This window comes from Sphingomonas sp. BRN-1R, from assembly GCF_057748035.1.
Map to the genome: position 1 here is coordinate 3,102,946 of NZ_CM173236.1, position 23,987 is coordinate 3,126,932.

The following is a 23,987-nucleotide window of genomic DNA, read 5'->3' on the forward strand; positions in this document are numbered from 1 at the left end:
CAGCCTGCGCTTGGCCTTTCTTCACGTCACGCGACTCCCTGCGGCATCACTTCAGACGCGTTTGGCACCCCAATCGCCGCACCGTTTATATCGTCAAAATTGACACCGCTTACCGGAAATCGTCATATAGGTCGTTGGCGCCTTCATCGCCCGGGTTCGGGATGGGCAAGCGAGCGTTCGGGCTCGCGTCTGTCTCAAAGCTTGCCCAGTGTTGACACCGCTTACCCAGCGGCGATGTATCGGCGGTGGGCTTGAGGCATGCGGCACGTCGAAGCGTGGTGTTCGACACGCCTGACCCGTGCCGCATCTAGCGATCTTACAACAAAATGAGGGGTAGAGGATTACATGAAACGATTAGAAGCCGGCAACGTCCAGGCGGGGCGCGCTCGCTGGGTGCTCGGCGTATCGGCGGCCGCACTGACGTTGGCGCTTGCCGCTCCGCAGAACGCCTTCGCAAAAGACGCGGCAGCTACAGCCGCCCCGGCGCAGGCGGTCACGGCCGGCGATGCGGCAGCGCCGCAGCAGACCGCGCCGGCACCTGCGACAACCACCACCGAACCGGGCGAGCAGGCCACGCAGGACATCGTCGTCACCGGCTTCCGCCGCTCGCTCGAGGCGGCGCTGGACCTGAAACGGACCTCGGTGGGCTCGGTCGATGCGATCGTCGCGGAGGACGTCGCGAAATTCCCCGACCAGAACCTCGCGGAGTCGCTACAGCGGATCGCGGGCGTCGCGATCACGCGGGACGGCGGCGAAGGCCGGGAGATCACGGTGCGCGGCCTCGGCAGCCAGTTCACGGTCACCCGTGTCAACGGCCTGCCCGCACAGGCGGCGTCGACCACCGGCGGCTCGGCCGGTGGCACCAACCGCGACCGCAGCTTCGACTTCAACATCTTCGCCTCCGAACTCTTTCGCTCGCTGATCGTCCACAAGACAGCCGAGCCGTCGATCGACGAGGGCTCGCTCGGGGCGGTGGTCGATCTCAACACGGGCCACCCGATCGGCGGCAAGGCGGGGCTGAGCCTCATCGGCTCGGGTCAAGGATCGTACAACGACCTGTCGAAGACCGTCTCGCCGCGCGCCACCGGGCTCGTCAACTGGCGTAACCAGGACGGCACGTTCGGCATCAACGCCTCGCTCGCCTATACGAAGAACGACACGGAGGACTTGGGCAACAACACGACGCGGTGGCAACAGGCGGCGTTCGGGTCGGTGACGGTCAACGGCGTCAAGACCAACTGCTATTCGGGCAGTACCTACCTGCATTCGGCCGCCTGCGATCAGGCGACGCTCGCCTTCCACCCGCGTATTCCACGCTACGGCATCACCACGCACGATCGCGAACGGATTGGCGCCACCGGCTCGATCGAATGGCAGCCGAGCGACCGCACGCACCTCGAACTCGATGGCCTGTGGTCGCGCTTCCACGAGGATCGCACCGAGGAATGGGCCGAGATCCTGTTTCGATCGAACGAGAAGGGAATCGGCGTCGTTAATCCGACCTACGATGCCAACGGCAACTTGATCTCGGGCACGTTCAATAACGCCTATCAGCGCGACGAGCATTACCGGCAAATTCAGAACGACGTGTTCTGGCAGGGCAGCGCGACGTTCAGCCAGCAAATCAACGACACGCTGAAGTTCGATCTGGTCGGTGGCTATTCCAAGAGCACGCAAGCCCAGCCGCTCGGCACCACGCTGATGCTCGATAACAAGACCGCGCAGGGTTACAGCTACGACTATACCAACATGACGGCGCCGGTGTTGACGTTCGGCACGAGCGCCACCGATCCCGCCAATTTCCAGCTTTCGGAAATTCGCGACGCGGTCACCTATACGAGGAACACGTTCAAGACGATCGAAGGCAATGTCGAATGGAAGGTAACGCCCGCGTTCACCTTCCACACCGGCGGGTTCTTCCGAAAGTTCGACTTCGATACGCACGGCGGCACGCGCAACGCGGTGGTCTGCCCGACGACGAGCGGAAAGGACATCGTGCTCGGCACGCTGAACTGTTCGGCGACGACCTACGGCTTCCCGGTCAACGCAAGCCTGGTCGACACGGTCAACCTCGGCAATGCCGGCCAGCCGGCCGGTACGACCACGACGTTCCTCGTCGCCGATCTGCCCGCCGGCACCGCGTTGACCAATCTTTACAACCGCGCGCTCTTGCCCGACGTCAGCAACACCCGTTCGGTGCGGGAGAAGGACAGCGGCGCATACCTTCAGTTCGATGCGAAATCGAATGTGTTCGGGCTCGACTATGCGTTGTCAGCCGGCGTCCGCTACGCGGTGACCGACCAGAGTTCGACCGGTTTGCAGACGGTCGGCGGTGTCAGTTCGCCGGTGACGGTCGGCCGCAGCTACGACGACTGGCTGCCTTCGGCGACGCTCAACCTGTTTCCGACCAAGACGATCGTGCTGCGTCTCGCCGTGGCCAAGGTGATGACGCGCCCGTCGCTCGGCAATCTAACGCCGGGCGGTTCGGTCGATAGCTCGAACTACCGGGTGAGCTACGGCAACCCCAATCTCGACCCCTACCGCGCGACGAACTACGATGCGGCGGTCGAATGGTATTTCATGCGCGGCGGATTGCTGTCGGTGGCCTATTTCCGCAAGGATGTCGCCAGCTTCCCCGTCTCGACGCTGACCACGGGCACCTTCGCCTCCACCGGCCTGCCGCTTTCGATCCTCACGCCGGGTTCGGCGGCGGCGTCCAACCCCGACGCGCAGAACTGGACGATCACGACGCTCGGCAACGGCGCGGGCGCACGGTTGCAGGGCGTCGAGCTTGGACTTCAGGCGCCGTTCCGCTTCCTGCCGGGGCCGTTGAACGGGTTCGGCACGATTCTGAACGCGACGCTCATCACCTCGAACGCATCGTACAACGTGAGCGGCCCGGCGACGACGATCAGCGCCACCGGCGCGCCCAATTTGCCGAACCTCACCGTATCCTCGACCTTCCTCGGCCTTTCGAAGCGTACCTACAACGCCACGCTTTATTACGAGAAGGGTCCGTTCGAAGCGCGCATGAGCTACAGCTATCGCTCGGCCTATACTGATGGCACCAGCGCCACCGGCAACGTCTTCGAAGGTCCGGGTTCGTACGGAAGCCTCGATGGCGCGGTCCGCTTCGACGTCACCAAGCAGATCGAGTTCTCGGTCGACGCGATCAACCTGCTCGACCGCTACGTCGAAAGCTTCAACGACGTCGACGCGCAGCGCAACAACGCGGTCTATCACACCGGCCGCACGATCGTGTTCGGCGCACGCTTCAAACTCTGAGCTGCCGGAACCCAGCGCCACGCCTTATCGCGTGGCGCTGGTCCGTGTCCTTCGGATGCGCTCGACGCGCCTTCTCCGTGCTGCGGAGAACATCCTGACCAGCTTGCGGGCACACGCTCGTCTCGCGCGAACCGGTCCCGGAATACGATAGCGGCGGCCCGCCGGAACCACATGGCAGCCCGCGCGCTTCTTGCCGGTGAGCATCGACGATCTCGGCCGTGCAATGCTGGGTTCCGGCCTTAAGCCGGAGCACCTCGGCATCGGCCAGGTCGCACTACGAGCCATCGTCATTTACGTCGTCACGCTCGTGATCGTGCGCCTCGGCAAGAAGCGCTTCATGGGGCGCGGAACCGCTTTCGATGTGATCGTCGGCATCATCGTGGGCTCGATCTCCGGCCGCGCGATCACCGGCAACGCACCGCTGGGCACGGCGATGGTCGCCGTCGCCGTGCTGTTGGCGCTGCATTGGCTTTTCTCGGCGGTGGCGGTTCGATGGCATGGCTTCGGCATCCTTGTGAAGGGTCGAAACCAGGTGCTGGTTCGTGACGGCAAGCTCGACGAGGCAGCGCTCCGGCGCGAGCATCTGTCGCAAGGCGACCTCGATGAGGACTTGCGCGAGAAGGGGCGCAAGAACCTCGACGGGGTTCGCGAAGCGCGGATCGAGCGGGATGGCAAACTCAGCCTGCTCGAAGGCGAGAAGCCGCCCCAAATCGTCGAGATCAGCGTTCGGGAGGGCGTGCAGACGGTGAGGATCGAACTGCACTGACGGAGCAGCCGCGGGGTGGCACCACGGAGAAAGTGTCGTCCGTGATGAGGCGGTGCCGAACGTATCGGCATGACGTGCGTTTCTGGACGTAGAACGAAAGGGTCAGTTCGATGCCAGCCGATCGTAACCTCGCTTGACGGCTGCCCAGGCGCTCTCTTTCGCGCTGATCGCGGGCACGGTGATCGCCCTCGCCTCCGGCCGCTTTCGGTATGACCTTGTCGCGCTGCTTGCGCTGCTCGTCGCGATCGTGACGGGGGACGTCTCCGCCAAGGATGCGTTCAGCGGCTTCACGAGCGACGTGGTGATCGTCATCGCATCGGCCCTCGTGGTGAGCGCCGCGGTAAGCCGCTCCGGCATCATAGAGTCGATCGTGCGGCCGCTGTTCACGCATTTGAAGACGCCGCGCTCACAGGTTCCCGCGCTTGCCGGAGCGACCGCTCTACTGTCGATGCTGACCAAGAACGTGGGGGCGCTCGCCATCCTCATGCCGACGGCGCTCCGCCTCGGCCGGTCGCGCGAGAGTTCCGCCTCCGCGCTGCTCATGCCGATGGCGTTCCTGTCGCTGCTTGGCGGATTGGTGACACTGGTCGGCACCTCGACGAACATCATCGTCAGCCAGGTTCGGGAGGAGGCGCTCGGCCAGCCCTTCGGCATGTTCGATTTCGCGCCCGTCGGGCTGGTCCTGACCGTGTTCGGCCTCGCGTTCGTCAGCGTCGGCTGGCGGCTGCTGCCGCGTGACCGGCATGGGCGCGCCGATCTCGCACAGGTCGCCACCGGGACGAGCTATGCCACGGAAGCGGTGCTCCCGGAGACTTGGCCGCCCGCGCTCGCCACGATCGCCGACCTCAAGCTCGACGATGACGGTGTTCGCGTCTCCGCGATCATAGCCCCCGATGGGACGCGCGGCGCAGCGGAAGCCGATGCGGCGATCGGCCCGGGCACCGTGCTTCTGCTGGACGGGGCCGATGAAGCACTGGGATCGGTCTTCGCAAGGCTTCCGCTGGAGGCGGCCCGCGAGCAACACGATGTCGAGAAGGACGAGGCTCGAGAGGAGCTGCGCTCGGTGGAAGCGGTCGTGCAGCCGGGCTCGTCGCTGCTCGGCAGGTCCGCCGCACGGGTCGGTCTGCAGGAGCACCACGGCGTCAAGCTGCTGGCCGTCGCGCGCGGTACGACGCGGATCACCGCGCGCCTTCGCGACGTCACCTTCCGCGCCGGCGACATGCTGGTGTTGCAGGCAGGCGAGCAGGCGCTGCCGGAATTGATGGGTGAACTCGGCCTTCTGCCGCTGGCCGAACGCGTGGTGCGCCTCGGCAACCGCCGCCAGCGTTACGCGCCGATCGCGATCCTCGCGGTCGCGATCGTGCTGGTGGCCTTGAAGATGCTGCCCGTCGCGGCGGCGTTCTTTGGTGCCGCCGTGCTGGTGGTGGCGATCGGCGCAGTGTCGATGCGTGAGGCTTATGGTTCGCTGGAGCCCGAAGTCCTCGTCCTGATCGGCGCGCTGACCCCGCTGAGCGAAGCGGTCCAGCACTCGGGCGGCACCGCGCTGATCTCTCAGCACCTGACGCTGCTTCTGCACGGCGCCGCGCCGATGGTGGTGCTCTGCGCACTGATGATCACCGCGATGGCCTGCTCGCCGTTCCTGCACAACGCGCCGACGGTATTGGTGCTCGGCCCGATCGGGCTTGCGGTCGCGCAGGGGTTGCACCTCAATCCAGACCCGTTCCTGATGGCCGTGGCGACGGGCGCTGGTTGCGACTTCCTCACGCCGGTCGGGCATCAGTGCAACACCCTGGTGATGGGGCCGGGCGGATATCGTTTCGGGGACTATTGGCGGCTGGGGCTGCCGCTCTCCATTCTAGTGATCGCCGTCGGCACGCCGCTGATCGCCTGGGTCTGGCCCCTGGGGGGATGAACGCTCCCCTCTCCGGTCATCCCGGCCCTATCGCTGGCGTACGAACCGCACCTGTTTCGGCTGATCTGTCATGGGAGGTCGTCATCGATCATCGCACGTACTTCGAGCGCGCGCCTCGCGGGATGCCCGTGGACGATCGAAGCGCCCTGCTGCTCGTCGGTGCCGCATGAGCATGTCAAAGCCACCAACAGATCACGCCGCACCGGCCCGCGTACGCATCGGGTGTTCGGGGTGGGTGTATCCGCATTGGCGCGGTCGCTTCTATCCGGACAAACTTGCAGCGAAGAACTGGCTCGCCTTCTACGCCGAGCATTTCAACACGGTGGAGATCAACAACAGCTTCTATCGACTGCCCAAGGCGGAGACATTCGATGCCTGGCGCGCTCAGGCGCCGGGCGACTTCCGCTACGCGGTCAAGGCCAATCGCTTCCTCACGCAGGCCAAGAAGCTGAAGGACTGCGAAGAACCTCTGGAGCGCATGATGGCACCCGTGCGACATCTCGAGGGGGCGCTTGGACCGATCCTCTACCAGCTTCCACCGTGCTTCCGGATCAATCTCGACCGGCTCGAGCGGTTCCTCGCGATCCTTCCGGCCGACGTGACCAACGTGTTCGAGTTCCGCGACGAAAGTTGGCAGACCGACGACGTGTTCTCGCTGCTGGACCGATACGGCGCGGGCTTCTGCACGCACGACATGGTCGACATGCAGGTGCCGCGCATCGCCGTAGGTCGCGTGGCATACGTCCGCCTCCACGGTGCCGGCGGAAAATACTGGGGGCGCTACCCGGACGAACGACTGCTCGGCTGGGCGGACTGGCTGGGCGATCAGATCCGGGAGGGGCGCGACGTCTGGGTGTTCTTCAACAACGACATCGACGGGCATGCCATCGAGGACGCCCTGACGCTCAAGGCGATGATGGCGCAGCTCGGATCTTCACCGCTTCCCGGCCCCGCATAGCGGCCCGAACGAACCTGCGGCGTTGAACGGGTCCGCTGCCGAGCATGCGAGCGGGAACGAGGATGAAGATGCGGGCACCTTGGCGTGATGGCGGCGGCGGGCGGCTGCGCAGCTTGGAACGCTCGGCGAGTTCCGGACGTTTCGGCTCCGTATCGGCACTCTCCTGGAACACGGCATGCAGATCGCACGCATCACAGAACTCTGGTTTCGCAAGCTCAAGCGCCTGATGAGCCTGGATGAGGAAGAGCTTGCCGCTCTCGCGAAGCTTCCGTTCACGCTCGAGGAGGTTCCCGCCCATCGTTACCTCGTGACGGAGGGGAGCCGGGTCGAGAGATGCTGCCTCCTGGTCGAGGGTTATGCCGCCCGGCACAAGATGAGCCGCACCGGGCGCCGGCAGATCGTGTCCTTCCACATGCCGGGCGACATGCTGGACCTTCAGCATGCGCTCCTCTCCCGTGCGGATCATAACCTCCAGGTCATTACCCCGGCCGTAGTAGCGTGGATCCCCATCCCCGCGTTGACGGAGGTGAGTTCGCGATTCCCGCGTCTGGCGGCGGCGTTCGCCAAGGATGCACTCATCGACGCCTCCATCTTCCGGGAGTGGGTGCTGAACGTCGGCGCACGCGATGCGAAGACGCGGATCGCCCATATGTTGTGTGAGTTCGTGCAGCGCCGCGAGGCGATCGGGATCGCGCCGGTCGACGCGGTCGATCTGCCCTTCACGCAGGAGCAGATCGGGGATGCGACCGGCCTGACGGCTGTTCACGTCAACCGGATGCTGCGGGAACTGACCGAGGAGGGCGCGTTTGCCCGATCGGGGCGGGATTATCGGATTACCGACTGGCGCAAGCTCAAGGCGATCGCCGACTTCGATCCGGCATATCTCCATCAGGCGGCGTGACGTTAACTGAGGTCAACAAAACGCCGGTCGCACGGTTGAACAAAATCGGTATCGGAGCGCTTCTCCCGAATGGAGCGGTACTTCTTCCATCTGAACCAGTGCGGGATCGTGACCGAGGATCCGGAAGGCGTCGACCTTCCCGATCTCGAGGCTGCCCGCACGGCAGCCATCGCGGCGGCGCGCGACGTCATGATCGGCGAGATCGCGAAGGGCGAGCTATGCCTGGGATGTCACATCGACATTGCCGATGCGCAGCACAATGTGCTGCTGACGGTGAGATTTGCCGATGCGGTGCGCGTGAGCGGCGTGAGACACGACGCCGCCTGGCCCTGAGGCGTTCGTCCTTCAGCATCTGACAGTCAGCGAGGGGACGGATCGCCCCCCACCCCCATGAATCGGTGACGGCGTCGGGCATGACTATCAAAGCTGCGGAGCGGCGGATCCCAAGATGCCGATGAGGCCGCTCACCGAGTATGGCTTGCGAAGAAGCGCGAAGCCATGGCTGGCCTCCTCTGCCAGAACGTGACTGTACCCGGTGGTGAGCACGACCTCGAGATCGGGCCAGCGCTCCGCGATCGAGCGGGCGAGTTCGAGGCCGTTGATGCCGGGCATGATGACGTCCGTGAACACCAGATCGACTTTATCGCGCGCAACGCTCAACATCTCCAGCGCAGCACCGCCGTTTTGAACCCAGGTAACGATCTGCCCCAGTTCCTCGAGCAGGCTCCGGGCGAATTCACCAACCGCCTCGTTATCTTCGACGAGCAAAACGCGCTTGGTGGCGAGGTGGTGATCGCGAACACCTCGCGCCTGCGCTTGCGCCGGCTGCTCCCCGGTAACGACGACCAGCGGCAGGTACAGGATAAAGGCCGTGCCGATGCCGACTTCGCTGTGCACGTCGACCTCTCCGCCGGATTGTTTGGCGAAACCGTGCACCTGACTGAGACCCAGACCGGTCCCCTTGTTCAGCCCCTTGGTGGTGAAGAAGGGTTCGAAGATCTTCGCCATCGTCTCGGGCGCGATGCCGCTGCCTTCGTCGGCGACCCGAACGGCGACGAAATTCCCGTCGGCGGAGCCATGGCCGCGAACCGCCGGCAGGCCGGCCACGCTTTCGACCCTGATCGCGAGCTTGCCGCCCGCCGGCATGGCGTCGCGCGCATTGATCACCAGGTTCAGCACCGCCGTCTCGAACTGGTTGAGGTCGGCGTTGACGAACGCACCGTCCGGCACTTCGATCGTCAGATCGATGGTCGAGCCGATGCTGGTCTCGATCATGCGGCGCATGGCGTCCACGCGCTGTCCCGCGTCGAAAAGCTCGGGCTTGAGGGGCTGACGTCGGGAAAAGGCCAGAAGTTGCGAGGTCAGCGCCGAGGCACGATCCGCCGTCTCGCCGATAGCGTCGATATAGCGCTCGCGCTTGTCCGGACTGAGCGCCGGCATCTTGAGCAAGTCCACCGACGACCGGATGATGGTGAGCAGATTGTTGAAGTCGTGCGCGACACCGCCGGTGAGCCGGCCGACCGCCTCCATCTTCTGCGCCTGCGCCATCGTCTCGCGCGCCCGCTCGACCTCCTGCTGCGCGTGCCAGCGCTCCGTCAGATCCCGGGTTACCTTCGCGAACCCGATCAGCGCACCACCTTCATCGTAGATCGGGTCGATCAGCACGCCCGCCCGGAAACGCGACCCATCCTTGCGAACGCGCCAGGCTTCGACCTCGTACTTGCCCGCTTCCCGGGCGGTGCGAAGGGCGCGCTCGGGCTCGCCAGCCTGCCGGTCCTCCTCGGTATAAAAATTAGAGAAATGCTTTCCCACGATTTCGACGGCACTGTACCCCTTAATAAGCTGCGCCCCGGGGTTCCAGTTGGTAACGTGCCCGTCGACATCGAGCATGTACACCGCATAGTCCTTCACGCCCTGCACAAGGAGGCGAAAGCGCTGCTCGCTTTCCAGAAGCGCCCGTTCCGCGGCCCTCCTGTCGGTCACGTCGCGCGTGACCTTCGCAAAGCCGATAAGCGTGCCACCCGCGTCCAGCACCGGGTCGATCACGACGCTGGTCCAGAAGCGTGTGCCGTCCTTGCGAACGCGCCAGCCCTCCGCCTCGAACGTGCCGTTCGCCGCAGCCGCATCGAGCGCCCGCTGCGGCAGACCGCTTGCACGATCCTCCTCTGTATAGAACAGGGAGAAGTGCTGGCCGATGATCTCATCCGCCGCGTAACCCTTGAAGCGCTGTGCGCCGGCGTTCCAGGTCGCTACATGCCCCTCGCGATCGAGCAGGTAGATTGCGTAATCCTTGATGGCGTTGACGAGCAGCTCGAAACGGCCTTGCCCCCCAACGTCGTCCAGGCTTCTTCGTTCAACCACGCCTTGTCCACCGTCATCTACCGAGGCAAGCAATACAAGCGACCCCGCTTTGGCTCCCTTTCGGAGGCGATACGCTAGCACACCCCGCCGCAATGTGAACCGTATGGGCTTTGGTGCATCGCAGCTTGGACACGTCCACCGCGGTGAAACGGTTGGTAGCGGACAGGGTTCAACACCCCGTTCGTGACTTTGCGGAACGCCAGGTCCAGGAATCAAGTCCAGCGTCGAGCGGAGGTGACTTTGCCCGAACTTACCCACCCCGTGCCGAAGCCGCCCGGCCTTGGTTCCGTTCTCGCGCGCAACATGGCGAGGATGGAGGAGAGGCGGACACGCGAGGCCGCGAAGCGAGCCTGGCCGAGAAGATTTCGGATCGGATCACGCGATCGCGGGCAGCATGACCTTTGTCGCCGTCCATGGCGTCGCCTACGGCTTATGGCTGGTGGTAAACCTGGGCCTGGTCCCCAACGTCAAGCCCTTTGATCCCAGCTTCGTTGTTCTGGCGATGGAAGCAAGCGTCGAGGCGATCTTCCTCTCCACGTTCGTGCTGATCAGCCAGAACCGGATGATGGGCGCTGCCGCCCGCCAGTCGGACATGGATCTTCAGATAAACCTGCTGGCCGAACGTGAGTTGACGCGGCAGGTGACGCTGGTCGACGCCATAGCGACGAAGATAGGCATGGATGTGGTCGATCGCCACGAGTTGAGAGAGATCGAGGACGATGTCTCGCCAGAGGCAGTGCTCGACGGCCTCGAAGGCGCTCAACGCGCATGAATATGCGTCAGCATTCGCCCGGTCTGCACATCGCGGACGGGCGCGTTCAGAGGCTGGCCAGCGCAACCTTGGCTCACGCGTGCGGAACGCTCTGTATCTCGGTCAACAGAGTGGAAATCGCGGTCACAAGCTGGGCGTTGGCAAACGGCTTTTGAACGAGAAGGCTCCTCGGAACGCCCTGCGACGCCCAGTCGGAGCCGCTATCGGCCGTCATATAGATCACCGCCACGCCGCCGTTCACTTCGCGCGCCCGGCGCGCAACATCCCATCCGTTCATCCCGTCCCCGAGCCGAACGTCCGTGATAAGACCCGCGAAATCTCCCGCTTGCTCGCTGAGCCGAGTCATCGCCTCGGCGCCGCTCAGCGCCGTCACCACTTCATACCCCCCGTCGATCAGCGCGTCTTCGACATCATGGAGGATCATTGGCTCGTCCTCGACGAGCAGGAGCAAAACGGAATTCATCGAACTTACTCGTCAGGCACGTGAAAATCGAAGACCGGATCGGTCAACGCCAGATGCCCTGCAGGCTGACGATGATGATCGATACCGGGCCAATCCGGCGGCGGCAAGTTCGTTGAATCCCTGAGGCGAATGCATCCCGGCAAAAAACGATTCTTAAACCTGCGCTCGGCTTGCGGCCTGCCGGCGCATCTGCTGACGGCTCCTGCGTCTTCATCGAACTCGACCGCTACGTCGCGATATTCGAAGGGGCTACGGCGTCGCTGGAGGTCGCTTTCGAGCGGCCCGCCCGTACGGCTTGGGTCCTTTCGTCGACGCGGGCGTTACCGACTGGCACATCGCCAACGAAGCAGCGGGGCACAATGACGAGGGCCTCATCAGCAACCGAAGTGCCGGACCGGCAGCAACTTCACCGCGTCGTCGAAGGCTTGGGCGACGGTGTGATCCTGATCGAACCCGACGGGCGGATCGTGTGGGCGAACGCGGCCGCGCTGGGGATGCACGGTTGCGCCGAACTGGCCGATCTCGGCGCGACCGCCGATGCTTACCAGCGGCGCTTCACGCTGCGGCTGCGCGGCGGCCAGCCGTTGGCGCCTTCGGCCTATCCGATGGCGCGGCTGTGTCGCGGCGAGGCGTTCGACGACGTGATCGTCAATGTCTGCGCGACCGGCAAGCCCGAGCCGGACTGGGTGCACCGCGAGCGCGGGCTCGTGCTGGAGCGCGACGGCGCGCCCGACTGCCTGGTGCTCATCATCTGCGACGCGACCGCAGCGTTCGAGGCGGAGGAACGCTTCGAGAGCATGTTCAACGCCAACCCCGCGCCCGCGCTGATCGTGCGGCTCGCCGATCTGCGCTACGTCCGCGTCAACGAAGGCTTTATCGAGCTGACCGGCTGGGAGCGCGACCAGATCGTCGGCCGCTCGCTCTACGATTTCGACATCCTCGATCATGCCGCCGAGAAGGACAAAGCGAAGGCGCGGCTGGGCGACGGCGACGTGATTCCGCAGATGGAGGCGGAGTTGCCGCTGCCCGGCGGCGACAGCAAGCTGGTGCTGCTCGCCGGCCACCCGGCCGAAATGCCGAGCAACGAAGCGTGCATGATCTTCACCTTCGCGGACCTGGAGCCGCGCCGCCGCGCGGAGATGGCGCTGCGCCAGAGCGAGGAGCGGTTCGCCACCGCCTTCCGCTTCGCGCCGGTGCCGATGCTGCTGACCAGCCTCGACGGGCATCGTATCCTCAACGTCAACCACGCCTTTCTCGCGCTCACCGACTGGGGGCATGATAGCGTGGTGGGGCGCAAGCCCGCCGAGATCGAGCTGTTCGAAAGTTCGGCGACGCGCCGCGAGATCGAGAAGAAGGTTTCCGAAAGCGGATCGTTCCGGGGTTACGAGGTGCAGGTGAAGACCCGCACCGGCGATCTCGTCACCTGCCTCGCCTCCGCCGAGACGGTGACGATCAACGGGCAATATTGCATCCTCGCCGCGTTTCAGGACATCAGCGAGCGCAAGCGCACCGAACTCGATCTGATCGCCGCGATCGAAGGTGCGATGCAGGATTCGAGCTGGCTCAGCCAGAAGATCATGGACCGGCTCGCGGCGTTGCGTGGATCCACGCCGCAACACGGCGCGACCACCGCGCCGGTGGAACTGACGCCACGCGAACGCGAGGTGCTGGCGCTCATCACCAAGGGCAAGACCGACGACGCCATCGCCGACGCGCTGTCGCTGAAGCGCAATACCGTGCGCAACCACGTCGCCCGGCTCTACGCCAAGATCGGCGCTCACAGCCGGGCAGAGGCGATCATCTGGGCGCGCGACCGTGGGCATCAGCTCGGCCTCGACCCGCACGATTAATCGCACGAACAGGTGCACGCGCACCCATGGATGGGGTGCCTGCGCATCTTTGGCGGCTGTGTCGGCAACCTTACCTTTCCAACATCGAGCCAACCGCTCGTGTCTGAGAGGAGAACGTCAATGTCCATTCTCGCATGGATCATCCTGGGTCTGGTCGCCGGCTTCATCGGCAGCAAGATCGTCAATCGCACCGGTGAAGGCGTGTTGCTCGACATCGTGTTGGGCGTGGTCGGCGCGGTCGTCGGCGGCTTTCTGTTCAACCAGTTCGGCGCGGCCGGGGTCACCGGCCTCAACGTGTACAGCCTGATCGTCGCGGTGATCGGCGCGATCGTCGTGCTGGTGCTCTACCACATGGTGGTGCGCGGCGCGCGCCGCTGAACATCCCGCTTTCGACCCTACCAAGACCCGGCCGATCCACGGCCGGGCACAGGAGAGACAGATCATGACACAGACCATCACAGGCTTGTTCGACCATTACGACGACGCCCGCCGCGCGGTGCAGGATCTCGAAGCCGCTGGCGTCGCGCACCGCGACATCAGCATCGTCGGCCATGACAGGCGCGATGCGGCCGGCTCCGATCGCGCTGGTGACGTCGCCGAGCCTGCCGCCGAGGATGCGGGCACCGGTGCCGGCATCGGCGCGGCTGTCGGCGGTGTCGGCGGGTTGCTCGCCGGGCTCGGCCTGCTCGCCATTCCCGGCATCGGTCCGGTGGTCGCGGCCGGCTGGCTCGCGGCGACCGCAGCGGGTGCGGCAGGCGGTGCGCTGGTCGGCGCGGCGGCCGGCGGCCTCGTCGGGGCGCTCACCCATGCCGGCGTTCCCGAGAACGACGCGCACGTCTATGCCGAGGGCGTCCGCCGTGGCGGGACGCTCGTCACCGCCAAGGTCGACGAACCGCTGGTGCCGACCGCGCGCAACATCCTCGGCGATGATCGCACCGTCAACGTGACCGAACGCCGCCACGCTTATGAGGCGCAGGGCTGGAACCGTTTCGACGAAAGCGCACCCGCCTATTCGGACAGCGACATCGCCGCCGAACGCGCGCGCTACGACCGCGTCTGATCCTCTTCGATAGGAACACGAACATGCGTATCACAAGCACGATCCTGCTCGGTGCAGCCCTGCTCGCCGCTCCCGCGTTCGCGCAGAACGGACCGGCCAAGAACAACGCCGCGATCAAGACCGCACACACCGTCGATGACGGTCAGGCGCGGCGCGGCGCCAATTCGTTCACCCAGGCGCAGGCACGCGAGCATATCGCCAAATCGGGCTTCACCAACGTGTCGGGCCTGACCAAGGACAAGCAGGGCGTCTGGCGCGGAACGGCGACGAAGGACGGCCACTCCGTCTCCGTCGGGCTGGACTTCAAGGGCAACGTCTCGACCGGAGGGTAACCGAGAAGGCGGCGGCGTTTGGCGTTACGCCTCACGCCGCCGTCCCACGCCCAATGCCTCGATCATCCCGACCTTTGCGTGATGAGGCGCACCGGGCCGAGCAGGCCGGACGCGGGAAGCTGGTCGGTCTGGTTGAAGAAGCGGCGGATCTTGTCCGATCCGGGCAGGGCGGGGTGCGAAGGATCCTTCCTGTCGCCCTCTACGCGGTTGGTCCATTCGTTCGTCACGCGCACCTCGATCACATTCTCGCCGCTGCGCAAGGCGTCGGTCACGTCGATGCGGTACGGCGGCGCCCATAGCAGCCCTACGTTCGTTCCGTTCACCCGCACCTCGGCGAGGTCGCGCACGTCGCCGAGATCGAGCAGCACCCTGCCCCCGGGGACCCGCGCCCCATGCAGCGACACGGTGCGCACATACGTCGCGGTGCCGGAGAAATAGCGCACAGCCGGATCGGCCTGATCGGTCCATGAGGCGAGCCTGGGCAGCACCAGCGGCGCGGCCGGCGCGCCGGGTCCGGTGAAGGTGACGCGCCACGGCCCGGCCACATCGGCCGCGAGCGTCTCGACCGGCGGGGCGACCTCGCGCGATGCCGCCTGCGCGGGCTGGCGGAACACGACATATTGCGATTGTCGTTCGGCGAGGTCGAAGCGGACGACGGTGGCGTCCTTCTCGATCCGGTACGAGGCAGGGCGCGTCACGCCGGTGACGGGATCCCACAGTTCGGGTGCCTTGCCGGTCACGCGGAAGCGCGCCTCCACGCTCTCGGGCGCGTCCTTCTGGCTGGCGACGTAGTAGAGGTCCGCATCCGCGAGCGTGCGGTGCAGCCACACCGTCTTCGCGCCGACGCCGCTGGCGATCTCCGCATCGGGCACCTCGCCGGCGCGGCGCAGCACCTCGCCCAGCGGCAGGCCCCATGCCACCATGCCCTTGCCGACCGGCCGCTGCGTGTTGGCGATGCCGTCGAGCCCGCCCCACAGCCGCTCCGCCACCGCCTGGACCTCCGCCTCGGATCGCGGATAGTCCGACAGGCCAGTGCTGTGCCGGGGTCGCGCGCCGACGATCCACGCGCCTGCCGCCGCGAGATCGGCGAGCTTGCGCACCACCGCGACCGACATCTCGTCCGATGGCGGCAGCACGAGGATACGGTAGCGCATCCCGCTCGCCAGCCGGATGTGGCCGTCCGGCTCGACGCTCGCGTCCTTCAGCAGCACGTCGGTGTTGATGACGTCGTAATCATAGCCGTCGGGCATGGCGGGCTTCAGCCCCGCGCCCCAGAACGGCATCGTCGCGGGCGCCCCCTCGGGCAGCAGATACGCCACGTCGGCGACGAAGCGGCCCTGCTGGAGCATGAAGGCGTTACGCGCGACATAGTCCATGAACGGCCGCGCCTGTTCCGCCCAGGTGATGTTGCGGTTGATGTGCGTGCCGACCATGGTGTTGCCGGGCTTGGTGTCGAGCGGCTGGATCGCGGTCGAGTGGAACACCAGCCGGTTGATCCCTTGCGCGAACCAGTAATCGGCGACCTTCTTGAGCGTATAGGGCGATTCGTACCAGCCGCCGGTGAACGCCTCAGCCGCGACCACCGGCTTGCCGAAGACATGGCCAGCGGAGGCCGCGCCGCGCACGTCGGCATAATATTCGGAGAACGGATGGAGCGGCGTGACCCAGAATTCCGCCATCGGAATGGCGACCTTGGATTTGTTGCGCAGCGTATCCTCGGGGATTTCGAGGGCCACGCCCGACGCCTCGGCATAAGCGTTCAGGCCGCGTTTGCCGAACTCAGATGCCATCGTGCCGTAGAATTCATCGGCGTAGAGATCGGCCAGCGTGCGGCGGAAATCCCACAGGAAACGGTCGCTGATCTGGGCGTTTTTAACAACAAGGCCGGCCAGCACGGGCAGATAAGGCGTCGGATCATAGCCTCGCCGCGCCTTGAAGCGCGCGACCATGTCGTCGGTCCAGTTCTGCATCCCCGCTTCCCAGCTATCCATCGTCACATAGGACGGATGCTGGCCGAACAGCGGCCCCAGCGCCTTTTGCAGCGGATCGAGATAGCCGCGCACGTAATCGGCGACGTACGCGCCGTTGAGCTTGTCGACCTCCAACCCGCTGCCCGCCGGCACCGAGGGGCGGTTGCGCGCGCCGGTGTTGGCATAGCCGAAGCGCAGCACCTGCCAGCGACCGGCCGGGGGCGACCAGCGCAATGTACCGTCCGCCGCCATGTGGCGGGTGACGTCGACGACCTCGCCGATACCCGCCGCGACGTCGGGCGTAGGCACGCCGCTATAATCGTCCATCAGGCTGCCAAATGCGCCCTTGTCCTCCCAGCGGTTGACGGTGGGCGTGGCAAGCAGCTTGAGTTCGGTCAGCTCGAACGGTTTGGCGGTGGTGGACGGCGCCCAGTTGATGACCTGCGCAGGCGTGAGCGCCGGCCCATCGAGGCGCAGGCGGAAGAAACGCGCGGTGACGGCGGGGAAGGCGAAGGTGCGCACGGCCGCGCCGTGATAGCCTTGCGGGCCGGGCGTGGAGACGATCGTGCGCCAGGTGGTGCCGTTGTCGCTCGCCTCCAGCGCGCCGACCGGGATGCCGCCCTTCGCGCCGAGCGACAGCGCGCGGGCGGTGAAGGGGGCAGGATAGCGCAGCGCGATCCAGCCGGCTCCGGCGGGAAGCGCGACGGCGGTGTTGAGGCTGTCGTCGGACAGTGCGGCGGCGTCGATATCGCCGCTCGATGCGGAAAGAACCGGTTTCAGCGCGTTGGCTACGGCCGGCAAACGATAGGCGAGCACCACGCTGTCGCGGTAGAACGGCTGGCTCTCGCCGGCTGTGACGTTGTCGCCGTGCGTGTTGAGGTCTCGCACCGGGCCGGCGTTGCTCGACGGCGTCGGCAGGCGCAGCGACACGGCGCGGCCACCGGTCAAATCGGTCTCGCTCCACACCAGCCGCTTCATCGCGTGATCGGGCGTGACCCACGGGCCGCCCGCGAGGCTCCACCCGGCCGAGCTGAAGATCGACATCTCCAGATCGAGGCTCTGCGCGCGTTCGGCGGCGTGCTTCACCGCCGCATACCATTCGGGCGTGGCGAAGTTGACCTTGGGCTGCACGCTCTGCCCTGCGCCGAGCAGCACGTCGGCGAGCTGGAAGCCGCCGATGCCGACGCGGTGCATCCAGTCGAGATCCTTGTCGATCCCGTCGATGGTGATGTTGCCGCCGGTCCAGTGCCACCAGGTGCGCGGGCGCGCGGCGGCGGGCGGCGCCTTGAACCCGTCGAGCAGCGGATCGCCCGAGGCAGCCGGCGCGTCGGCTATGGCCGGCGCACCACACAGCAACGCGGCCACGGCCACGCCGGCGAGGATCGTGCGGCGCATCATGCCTCCGGCTTCAGATGGCGCTTGAGGAAGTCGAGATAGATCGCCCAGTCGCTCGGGATCGTGCCGTGCCCGCCCTCGTGCATGTAATAGCCCAGATCGTTGAGGATCGGCTGCCCCGCCCCCGGCCATGTCGTCGTGCCGAGATCGGTCTTGCCGAACAGGCGATAGACCGGCCCCGCCGAGACTGCGGAAAGGAACTCGCCCTTGGGGTCTGACCAGCCGTCGGTGGTGCCGGTCTGGAGCAGCAGCGGCTTGGGCGCATGCAGCGCGACGAGCAGGTTGCCGTCGATCGGGTTCACGTCGGGGAAGCCCGCCATCTTCGCGAAATTGCCCGCGAACTGATACGGATAGCGCGACGGTGCGGTCAGGTGAGCGATCGTCTCGCCATAGTTGCGATGTGACAGCGCCGCCCCGCCCTCGCCCGAGCACGATGCGATCGTCGCGGCGACGCGCGTGTCGCGCGCGCCCGCCCACATCACCGTCTTGCCGAGCCGCGAGACGCCGTGGATCGCGATGCGCTTGGGATCGATGCGGCGGTCGGTCTCCAGATAATCGATGACGCGGCTGATCCCCCAGCCCCAAGCGCTGATCGTGCCCCATTGGTCGGGCCGGAGCTGCGTCTGGCCCGGCGCCATGTGGCGCGCGCGGATACCGGTGGCGAAACCCTGCGGATCGTCCGGGTCGACATCGCCGTAATAGAAGGCCGCGAAGCCGAGGCCGGCGTCGAGCATCGGCACCGGGTCGATCTTCGGGAAGGCGAAGCCCTTCCCCGCCCACGGCACGCGCGCATGCTGTTCGAGGCTCCACACCATGCCGGGCTTGAGGTCGGGATCGGCGACGGCGGCGGCGTTGGTGGTGAAGTTGATCGCGAGCAGGATCGGCACCGCGCGCTTCGCCGCGGCGGGCGTGTAGATCACCACATCGACCGGATGCGCCGAGGGATCGGCCGACAGCGCGAGCCGCACCTGCCGCCGCATCGCCTTGCCGCCGAGCGCGAGGGTGGCCGGCTCGATCTCCGTGGCGGAGACGCGGGGGCCGGCCGGGGCAATGCCGAACTGCTGCGTCTCGAACAGGCGGATCAGCTCGGGGCGGCGCTTCGCTGTCCACGCAGCGGCGGTGCGAATCGGCGTGCCGTCCTGCGCGACCAGCGGCTCGGGCAGCGTATAGCTGCCGGTCTTCGCCTCGTCGTAATTGACCGGAATGCCCGCGACCACATCCGGAGACTGCGCGCGCGCCAGCATCGGCAAAGCCAGAAATCCGGCCGTCGAGGCCAGCATCGTCCGCCGCGTCATCGTCATCGTATCTCTCTCCCCGCATCCGCCCGACCGGTTCTTCCACCGGTGTCCATCACCCTAGAACTTCTTGCGGACGCCGACCATGAACATCCGCCCCAGCGTGCCGCCATTGCCGGTGCCATTGCCCGAATTGATGAAGGACGGCCGCTCGTCACCGACGTTGGTGACGTTGAGCGTGAAGCCGAAGCCCTTGTTCCACCCGCTGCCCGGCATGTCGTAGGAGAAGAACAGGTCGACCGGGCTGAAGCTCGCGACATGAGTCTGGCCGGGGATGTTGATGACGTCGAAGCCCGAGCTGTGATGCACGGTCGCCTGCGCGGTGAACGCCTTGATCGTATAGCCGAGCGAGCCGGTCAGTTGCAGCCGGCCGACCCCACCCGCCGCGATCTCGTCGAACAGCGGGTCGCCGTCCACCGCCTGGTTCCGGCGGCTGAGCAGATACGTGCCGCCCGCCAGCATGTTGAGATCGCCATCGCCCAGCGCGAACGTATAGGCGGCGCGGAAGTCGATCCCGCGCGTGAACTCGTTGCCGAGGTTCAGCCGGCGCGCGTTGATGAGGACATAGGGCGTATTGGCCGCGCCGTTGGCATAGAGGCTGGCCAGCGCCGGCCCCTGCACGCGCTGGTCGCCCGCGATCGCCTGCACCTGCGCGAGCGTGGGGTTGAGGATAAAATACTGCGCATAGGCCGGGTTGGTGTAGAGCACCGGCTGGGTGAACGGGATCTGCGCGATCTGGTGGAACAGGTCGACGCTCCAATAGGTCGCGCTCAGCGTCAGGCGCGGGATCGCCTTGGGTTCGAGATCGGCGCCGACCGCCCAGGTATGCGCGTTCTGCGGCTTCAGCCCGGTGGTGCCGCCGGCGAGCAAAATGGTCGGGCGGTTGAAGTTCGCCGCGTTGAACGTGCCCGCCTGCCACGGGCTGGTATCCACCACCTGCACGCGCGTATCGACCGCGCCGGTTGTGTCGGCAAGGCTCGGCGCGTTGAACGCAGTGCCATAATTGGCGCGGATGCGCAGGCCGCTGACCGGCTCGTAGGTCATGCCGAATTTCGGATTGGTGGTGCCGCCGAAATCGCTGAAGTGATCGTAGCGGACCGACGCGTCGAGCACGAGCGACTGGAAGCCGGGCATGGCGTTGCCCACGCCGAACACCGGCACGCGCACCTCGGCGAACACCGCCTCGATATCGCGGCGCGCGCTCGCCCGCGCGGCGTTGCTGAGGTCGCCCACGGCCGCATCGGTCTGCACCGCGTCGCTCGCCTGATGGGTATATTGCCCGCCCGCTGCGAGCCGCACGTCGCCGCCGGGCAGCGCGAACAGCGGGCCGTCGACGTTGAGCCGCGCCTCGCTCAATTGCTGCACCGCGCGCGCATATTGCTCGTAATTGTGGATCAGGCCGAGCACAGCCGGGTTGGTCGCGGCGATGTCATAGGGGTTCAGCGCGGTGCCGAACGTCGTGCCGGCAAGCGCGGCGGTCTGCGCGATGTTGTTCAGCTCGCCGGTATGCGCGGTGGTGATGCTCTTGCCGTAATTGCCCAGCAACGTCGCCTGCCAGCCGCCGAAATGCGCGGTCAGCGTCGGCGTGATGCCATATTCCTCAAGGCTGGTATGGTTGCTGAAATAGGGGCCGTACACGCTCTCGTAATTGAACGAGACGGTCTGCGCGGTCTCGCCCGCGATCGAGCGGAAATACGGGTTGCGCGACGTGAAGGCCAGGTTGCTCGAATTGCCCTGCGGCGTGCGCGGCATGGTGTTGCGCAGCGTCCAGAAGCCGGTCACGCCGAATTCGAGGTTGGACGTGATCTCCTGCGTGAGCGAGCCATAGGCGGAGTTCTGGTTCTCCGCCGGGTAGATGTCGGTGCTGAGCGCCTGATCGCATTTGTTGGTGGTGCCGGGCTGGCGGCCGGGCAGCGCGTAGCCAACCCCGCCGGCGGTGACGTTGCCGGGCGAACAGCCGAACACGCGCCGGTCGGTGCCGCCGAAGGGCGTGAGATTTTGCCGGAAATAATCGCGGTCGAAGCCGGTGAGGTGGCTGTTGGTGCGGTACAGATAGGCCAGCACCAGCGAGCCGCCATTCCATTTCTGCCCGGCGATGCCGCTCACCTGATAGCGCGAGAAGCCGTCCGCCGCGCCGGCGTTGGCGGTCAGCTCGATCCCGTCGAACGACTTGCGCGTGATGAAGTTGATGATGCCGCCGATCGCATCCGATCCGTAAAGCGACGAGCCGCCGTCCGGCACCACGTCGATCCGCTCGATCACGCCGGGCGGGATCACCTCCGGGTCGGACGAGGTGGTGGTGATGCCCGCGCCGACGATATTGTGCCCGTCGACCAGCAGCAGCGTGGTCGACGCGCCAGCGGCGGTGATGTTGCGGATCGTCGGGCGCGTGATCGTGGTGCCGCTCGCCCCGGTACCGGCGCGCGGCAGCGAGTTGAACATGTTGGTGACCTGCGGCACCTGCGCGAGCAGCTCGGCCGAGTTGGTCGCGCCGCTCGCCACGATGTTGGCGCGGCTGATGTTGAGCACGTTGGTGCCGACCGGCGCGACGCCGCGCAGCAAGGTGCCGGTGACGACGATGTCCTGCGCGGGCGCCTCGGGCGTGTCGGCGGATGGCGCCGGGTCCGCCGCTGCAAGCGCTGGCAACGGCTGCTGACCGGCGAGCGGGGCGGTCGGCGGAGTGGCCTGCATCGCCGCTGCGGCGCGCAGCGACGGTTGTGCGCCGCTCTGCCGCTTCAGCACGAACGAGCCGCCGACCGGAACGGGAACGAGATCGGTCCGGGCGAGCAACTGGCGAAGCGCCGCACCGATTTCCATGTCGCCCTGCACGCCCCCGACGATGAGGCCGTCGGTAATCGCCTGCGAGGCGAGGATCTGGATGCCGGCCTGATGCGCGAACAGCGGAATGCCGGTGCGAGCGGACTGGCTCGGCACGTTGAAGCGGCGAACGTCCGCAGTCGCCGCCGAAGCGGCCGATGCCGAGACGGCGATGGCGACCGACGCCAACAAGGCGCGTCGAAACACTGTCATGCTATCCCCTCCTGCGGAGCGCATCTGCGTGGCGCTCTCAAACGGGGAAGAGCTTCCCCCGCGAACTTTCCGTCATGTCGAGGGACGATTTTTTCGGCCGATCCGGATCTCGTCGGGCGTAACCGTCACCGCCGCGCCGATCGAGTGTTCCAGCATCGCCGCGAAATCGGCCGGATTGCCGATCTTGAACAGGCCGACCAGCCGCTCGCGCGCGAGGCCCGGATCGTCGACGACCAGTTGCTGGCGATTGTAGCGGTTGAATGTGGTCGCGGCATCGCCGAGCGTCTCGCCCTCCAGCGAGATCTCGCCCTCGCGCCACGCCAGCGAACGCTCGATCGCAGCGGGCGCGGTTCCGGTCTGTGGCGTGTCGCCGCCACGGGTGAAGGTGGCATATTGCCCGGCGGTGAGGACGCTCATCGCGCCCCTGGCGTCGTCGCACCACGCCACCACCGTACCCTCGGTCACGGCGATCTGGACTCCCCCCTCGGTACGATGGACGGAGAAGGCGGTGCCGACCGCGCGGACCTGCGCGATGCCGGCATCGACGATGAACGGGCGGTGGCGATCCTTCGCGACCTGAAACCACGCCTGCCCGGCGGCGAGCGTGACGCGGCGGGTCTCGCCGGTCATCGCCAGATGCAGGTCGCTCTCGGTGTCTATCGTCGCGACCGAGCCGTCGAGGAGCGGCAGTCGGCGTATCTCGCCCCGCGCGGTGGTGACGCGTTCGCCGCCCAGATGCCGCCAGCCGATCACGCCGATACCCGCTGCGGCTGCGGCCGCCGCGCCGCCGAGCCCGCCCAGCATCCATCGGCGCGTCGGCGCGTGCCGAACCGACCCGGCAAGGGCGGCCGGCCCGTCGGCATCGACGACGATCGCGCGATCCACCGCACTCAGAGCCGCCTGCACGCGCAGCAGGATACCGGCATGGCGGCGGTCCTGCGCCAGCCAATCCTCCAGCGCGCGATCGTCTTCCGCGCTCAGCGGGTGGCGTAGCACCCAGCGCGCCGCTTCCTCCTCAGCGCGATCGGACACGCTCTTGGCCCTCCCGTGTCGTGTCGGCGTCTTCGGCGCCGGACAGCACGCGCAGCACCGCACGCAGGCTGCGGCTCGCGTCGTTCTCCACGACCGCTTCCGAAACGTCGAGCGCGCGGGCGATGTCCTTCTGCGTCATGCCGTCGATCTTGCGCATGATGAAGATGCGCCGCGCGCGCTCCGTGAGGGTGCCGAGCGCCGCCTGGACGCGAGCCATCTCCAGCCGGGCGGCGGTGATGCGTTCGGGTGAAGGTTCGTCGCTTTCCCAGCCACTATCCAGATCGACCATCGCTTCGATGCTAACCACGCGCGCCGCCTTGACGTTCTTGAACACGAGGTGCCGCGCCACCGCGAACAGATAGGCGCGTGGCTGCACCACGTCGTTGACGTCGCGAAGCTGGGCAATGCGGCAGTAACACTCCTGCACGATATCCTCGACGTCGGCGGCGCTGGCGACACGGCGGCGCAGCCACGAACGCAGTTCGCGCTCATGTGGCAGGATCTCGCGCCCCACCCAATCGGCAAGCTCCTGGCGTGTCGTGTCAACTCTCCCTCGTTCCGTAGAGTGCGCCGGGCGCCACTTCCGTCAACAAGAACGGAGATTT

At 66.4% G+C, this 23,987-nt stretch carries 18 protein-coding genes; 11 read left to right on the plus strand and 7 right to left on the minus strand.

Going from position 1 to position 23,987, the window contains the following annotated elements; genetic code table 11:
- Positions 1-345: 345 nt before the first annotated feature.
- The 6 genes from AC3ANX_RS14510 (at position 346) to AC3ANX_RS14535 (ending at position 8,155) form a co-directional block, all read left to right on the plus strand.
- Positions 346-3,285 carry a TonB-dependent receptor gene (locus tag AC3ANX_RS14510; protein ID WP_488333970.1) on the plus strand — a complete coding sequence of 980 codons (2,940 nt, stop codon included), beginning with the start codon at positions 346-348 and terminating at the stop codon, positions 3,283-3,285.
- Between the two features lie 196 nt (positions 3,286-3,481).
- The gene (locus AC3ANX_RS14515; RefSeq protein ID WP_488333971.1) at positions 3,482-4,051 is read left to right on the plus strand and encodes a DUF421 domain-containing protein; all 570 of its coding nucleotides are present in this window, start codon (positions 3,482-3,484) and stop codon (positions 4,049-4,051) included.
- 178 nt (positions 4,052-4,229) lie between these two features.
- Positions 4,230-5,963: an SLC13 family permease gene (locus AC3ANX_RS14520; protein WP_488336961.1), complete on the plus strand. Its 1,734-nt coding sequence runs from the start codon at positions 4,230-4,232 to the stop codon at positions 5,961-5,963.
- 172 nt (positions 5,964-6,135) lie between these two features.
- Complete coding sequence (locus AC3ANX_RS14525; RefSeq protein ID WP_488333972.1) at positions 6,136-6,921, plus strand: DUF72 domain-containing protein; 786 nt, start codon at positions 6,136-6,138, stop codon at positions 6,919-6,921.
- A gap of 175 nt (positions 6,922-7,096) precedes the next feature.
- Complete coding sequence (locus tag AC3ANX_RS14530) at positions 7,097-7,822, plus strand: Crp/Fnr family transcriptional regulator (RefSeq protein WP_488333973.1); 726 nt, start codon at positions 7,097-7,099, stop codon at positions 7,820-7,822.
- A gap of 69 nt (positions 7,823-7,891) precedes the next feature.
- Entirely contained in the window at positions 7,892-8,155 is a 264-nt protein-coding gene (locus tag AC3ANX_RS14535; RefSeq protein ID WP_488333974.1) for a DUF6894 family protein, read from the plus strand.
- 87 nt (positions 8,156-8,242) lie between these two features.
- Here AC3ANX_RS14535 and AC3ANX_RS14540 read toward each other — a convergent pair whose 3' ends face one another.
- Positions 8,243-10,183, minus strand: a complete 1,941-nt coding sequence (locus AC3ANX_RS14540; protein WP_488333975.1) for a hybrid sensor histidine kinase/response regulator — start codon at positions 10,181-10,183, stop codon at positions 8,243-8,245.
- A gap of 394 nt (positions 10,184-10,577) precedes the next feature.
- On the opposite strand from AC3ANX_RS14540, the gene AC3ANX_RS14545 reads away from it, so the two are divergent.
- Positions 10,578-10,955: a DUF1003 domain-containing protein gene (locus AC3ANX_RS14545; protein ID WP_488333976.1), complete on the plus strand. Its 378-nt coding sequence runs from the start codon at positions 10,578-10,580 to the stop codon at positions 10,953-10,955.
- Between the two features lie 73 nt (positions 10,956-11,028).
- Here the strand turns inward: AC3ANX_RS14545 and AC3ANX_RS14550 are convergent, their stop codons facing one another.
- Entirely contained in the window at positions 11,029-11,418 is a 390-nt protein-coding gene (locus tag AC3ANX_RS14550; RefSeq protein WP_488333977.1) for a response regulator, read from the minus strand.
- Positions 11,419-11,777: 359 nt separating this feature from the next.
- On the opposite strand from AC3ANX_RS14550, the gene AC3ANX_RS14555 reads away from it, so the two are divergent.
- From AC3ANX_RS14555 to AC3ANX_RS14570, 4 genes are all read left to right on the plus strand, one after another.
- Positions 11,778-13,268 carry a PAS domain S-box protein gene (locus tag AC3ANX_RS14555; protein WP_488333978.1) on the plus strand — a complete coding sequence of 497 codons (1,491 nt, stop codon included), beginning with the start codon at positions 11,778-11,780 and terminating at the stop codon, positions 13,266-13,268.
- Positions 13,269-13,388: 120 nt separating this feature from the next.
- Positions 13,389-13,646, plus strand: a complete 258-nt coding sequence (locus AC3ANX_RS14560; RefSeq protein ID WP_488333979.1) for a GlsB/YeaQ/YmgE family stress response membrane protein — start codon at positions 13,389-13,391, stop codon at positions 13,644-13,646.
- Positions 13,647-13,710: 64 nt separating this feature from the next.
- Entirely contained in the window at positions 13,711-14,328 is a 618-nt protein-coding gene (locus tag AC3ANX_RS14565) for a general stress protein (protein WP_488333980.1), read from the plus strand.
- A gap of 23 nt (positions 14,329-14,351) precedes the next feature.
- Positions 14,352-14,660, plus strand: a complete 309-nt coding sequence (locus tag AC3ANX_RS14570; RefSeq protein ID WP_488333981.1) for a hypothetical protein — start codon at positions 14,352-14,354, stop codon at positions 14,658-14,660.
- A 62-nt stretch (positions 14,661-14,722) separates the two neighbouring features.
- On the opposite strand, the gene AC3ANX_RS14575 is transcribed toward AC3ANX_RS14570, so the two are convergent.
- The 5 genes from AC3ANX_RS14575 to AC3ANX_RS14595 form a co-directional block, all read right to left on the minus strand.
- Positions 14,723-18,028: a glycosyl hydrolase gene (locus AC3ANX_RS14575; RefSeq protein ID WP_488333982.1), complete on the minus strand. Its 3,306-nt coding sequence runs from the start codon at positions 18,026-18,028 to the stop codon at positions 14,723-14,725.
- Positions 18,025-19,326: an alpha/beta hydrolase family protein gene (locus AC3ANX_RS14580; RefSeq protein WP_488333983.1), complete on the minus strand. Its 1,302-nt coding sequence runs from the start codon at positions 19,324-19,326 to the stop codon at positions 18,025-18,027. Before AC3ANX_RS14580 ends, AC3ANX_RS14575 begins: the two co-directional genes overlap by 4 nt.
- Before the next feature lie 54 nt (positions 19,327-19,380).
- Positions 19,381-22,350 carry a TonB-dependent receptor domain-containing protein gene (locus AC3ANX_RS14585; protein WP_488333984.1) on the minus strand — a complete coding sequence of 990 codons (2,970 nt, stop codon included), beginning with the start codon at positions 22,348-22,350 and terminating at the stop codon, positions 19,381-19,383.
- Between the two features lie 72 nt (positions 22,351-22,422).
- Positions 22,423-23,382 carry a FecR family protein gene (locus AC3ANX_RS14590; protein ID WP_488333985.1) on the minus strand — a complete coding sequence of 320 codons (960 nt, stop codon included), beginning with the start codon at positions 23,380-23,382 and terminating at the stop codon, positions 22,423-22,425.
- Complete coding sequence (locus tag AC3ANX_RS14595; protein ID WP_488333986.1) at positions 23,366-23,896, minus strand: RNA polymerase sigma factor; 531 nt, start codon at positions 23,894-23,896, stop codon at positions 23,366-23,368. The genes AC3ANX_RS14590 and AC3ANX_RS14595 overlap by 17 nt, the downstream gene beginning before the upstream one ends.
- Positions 23,897-23,987: the final 91 nt, after the last annotated feature.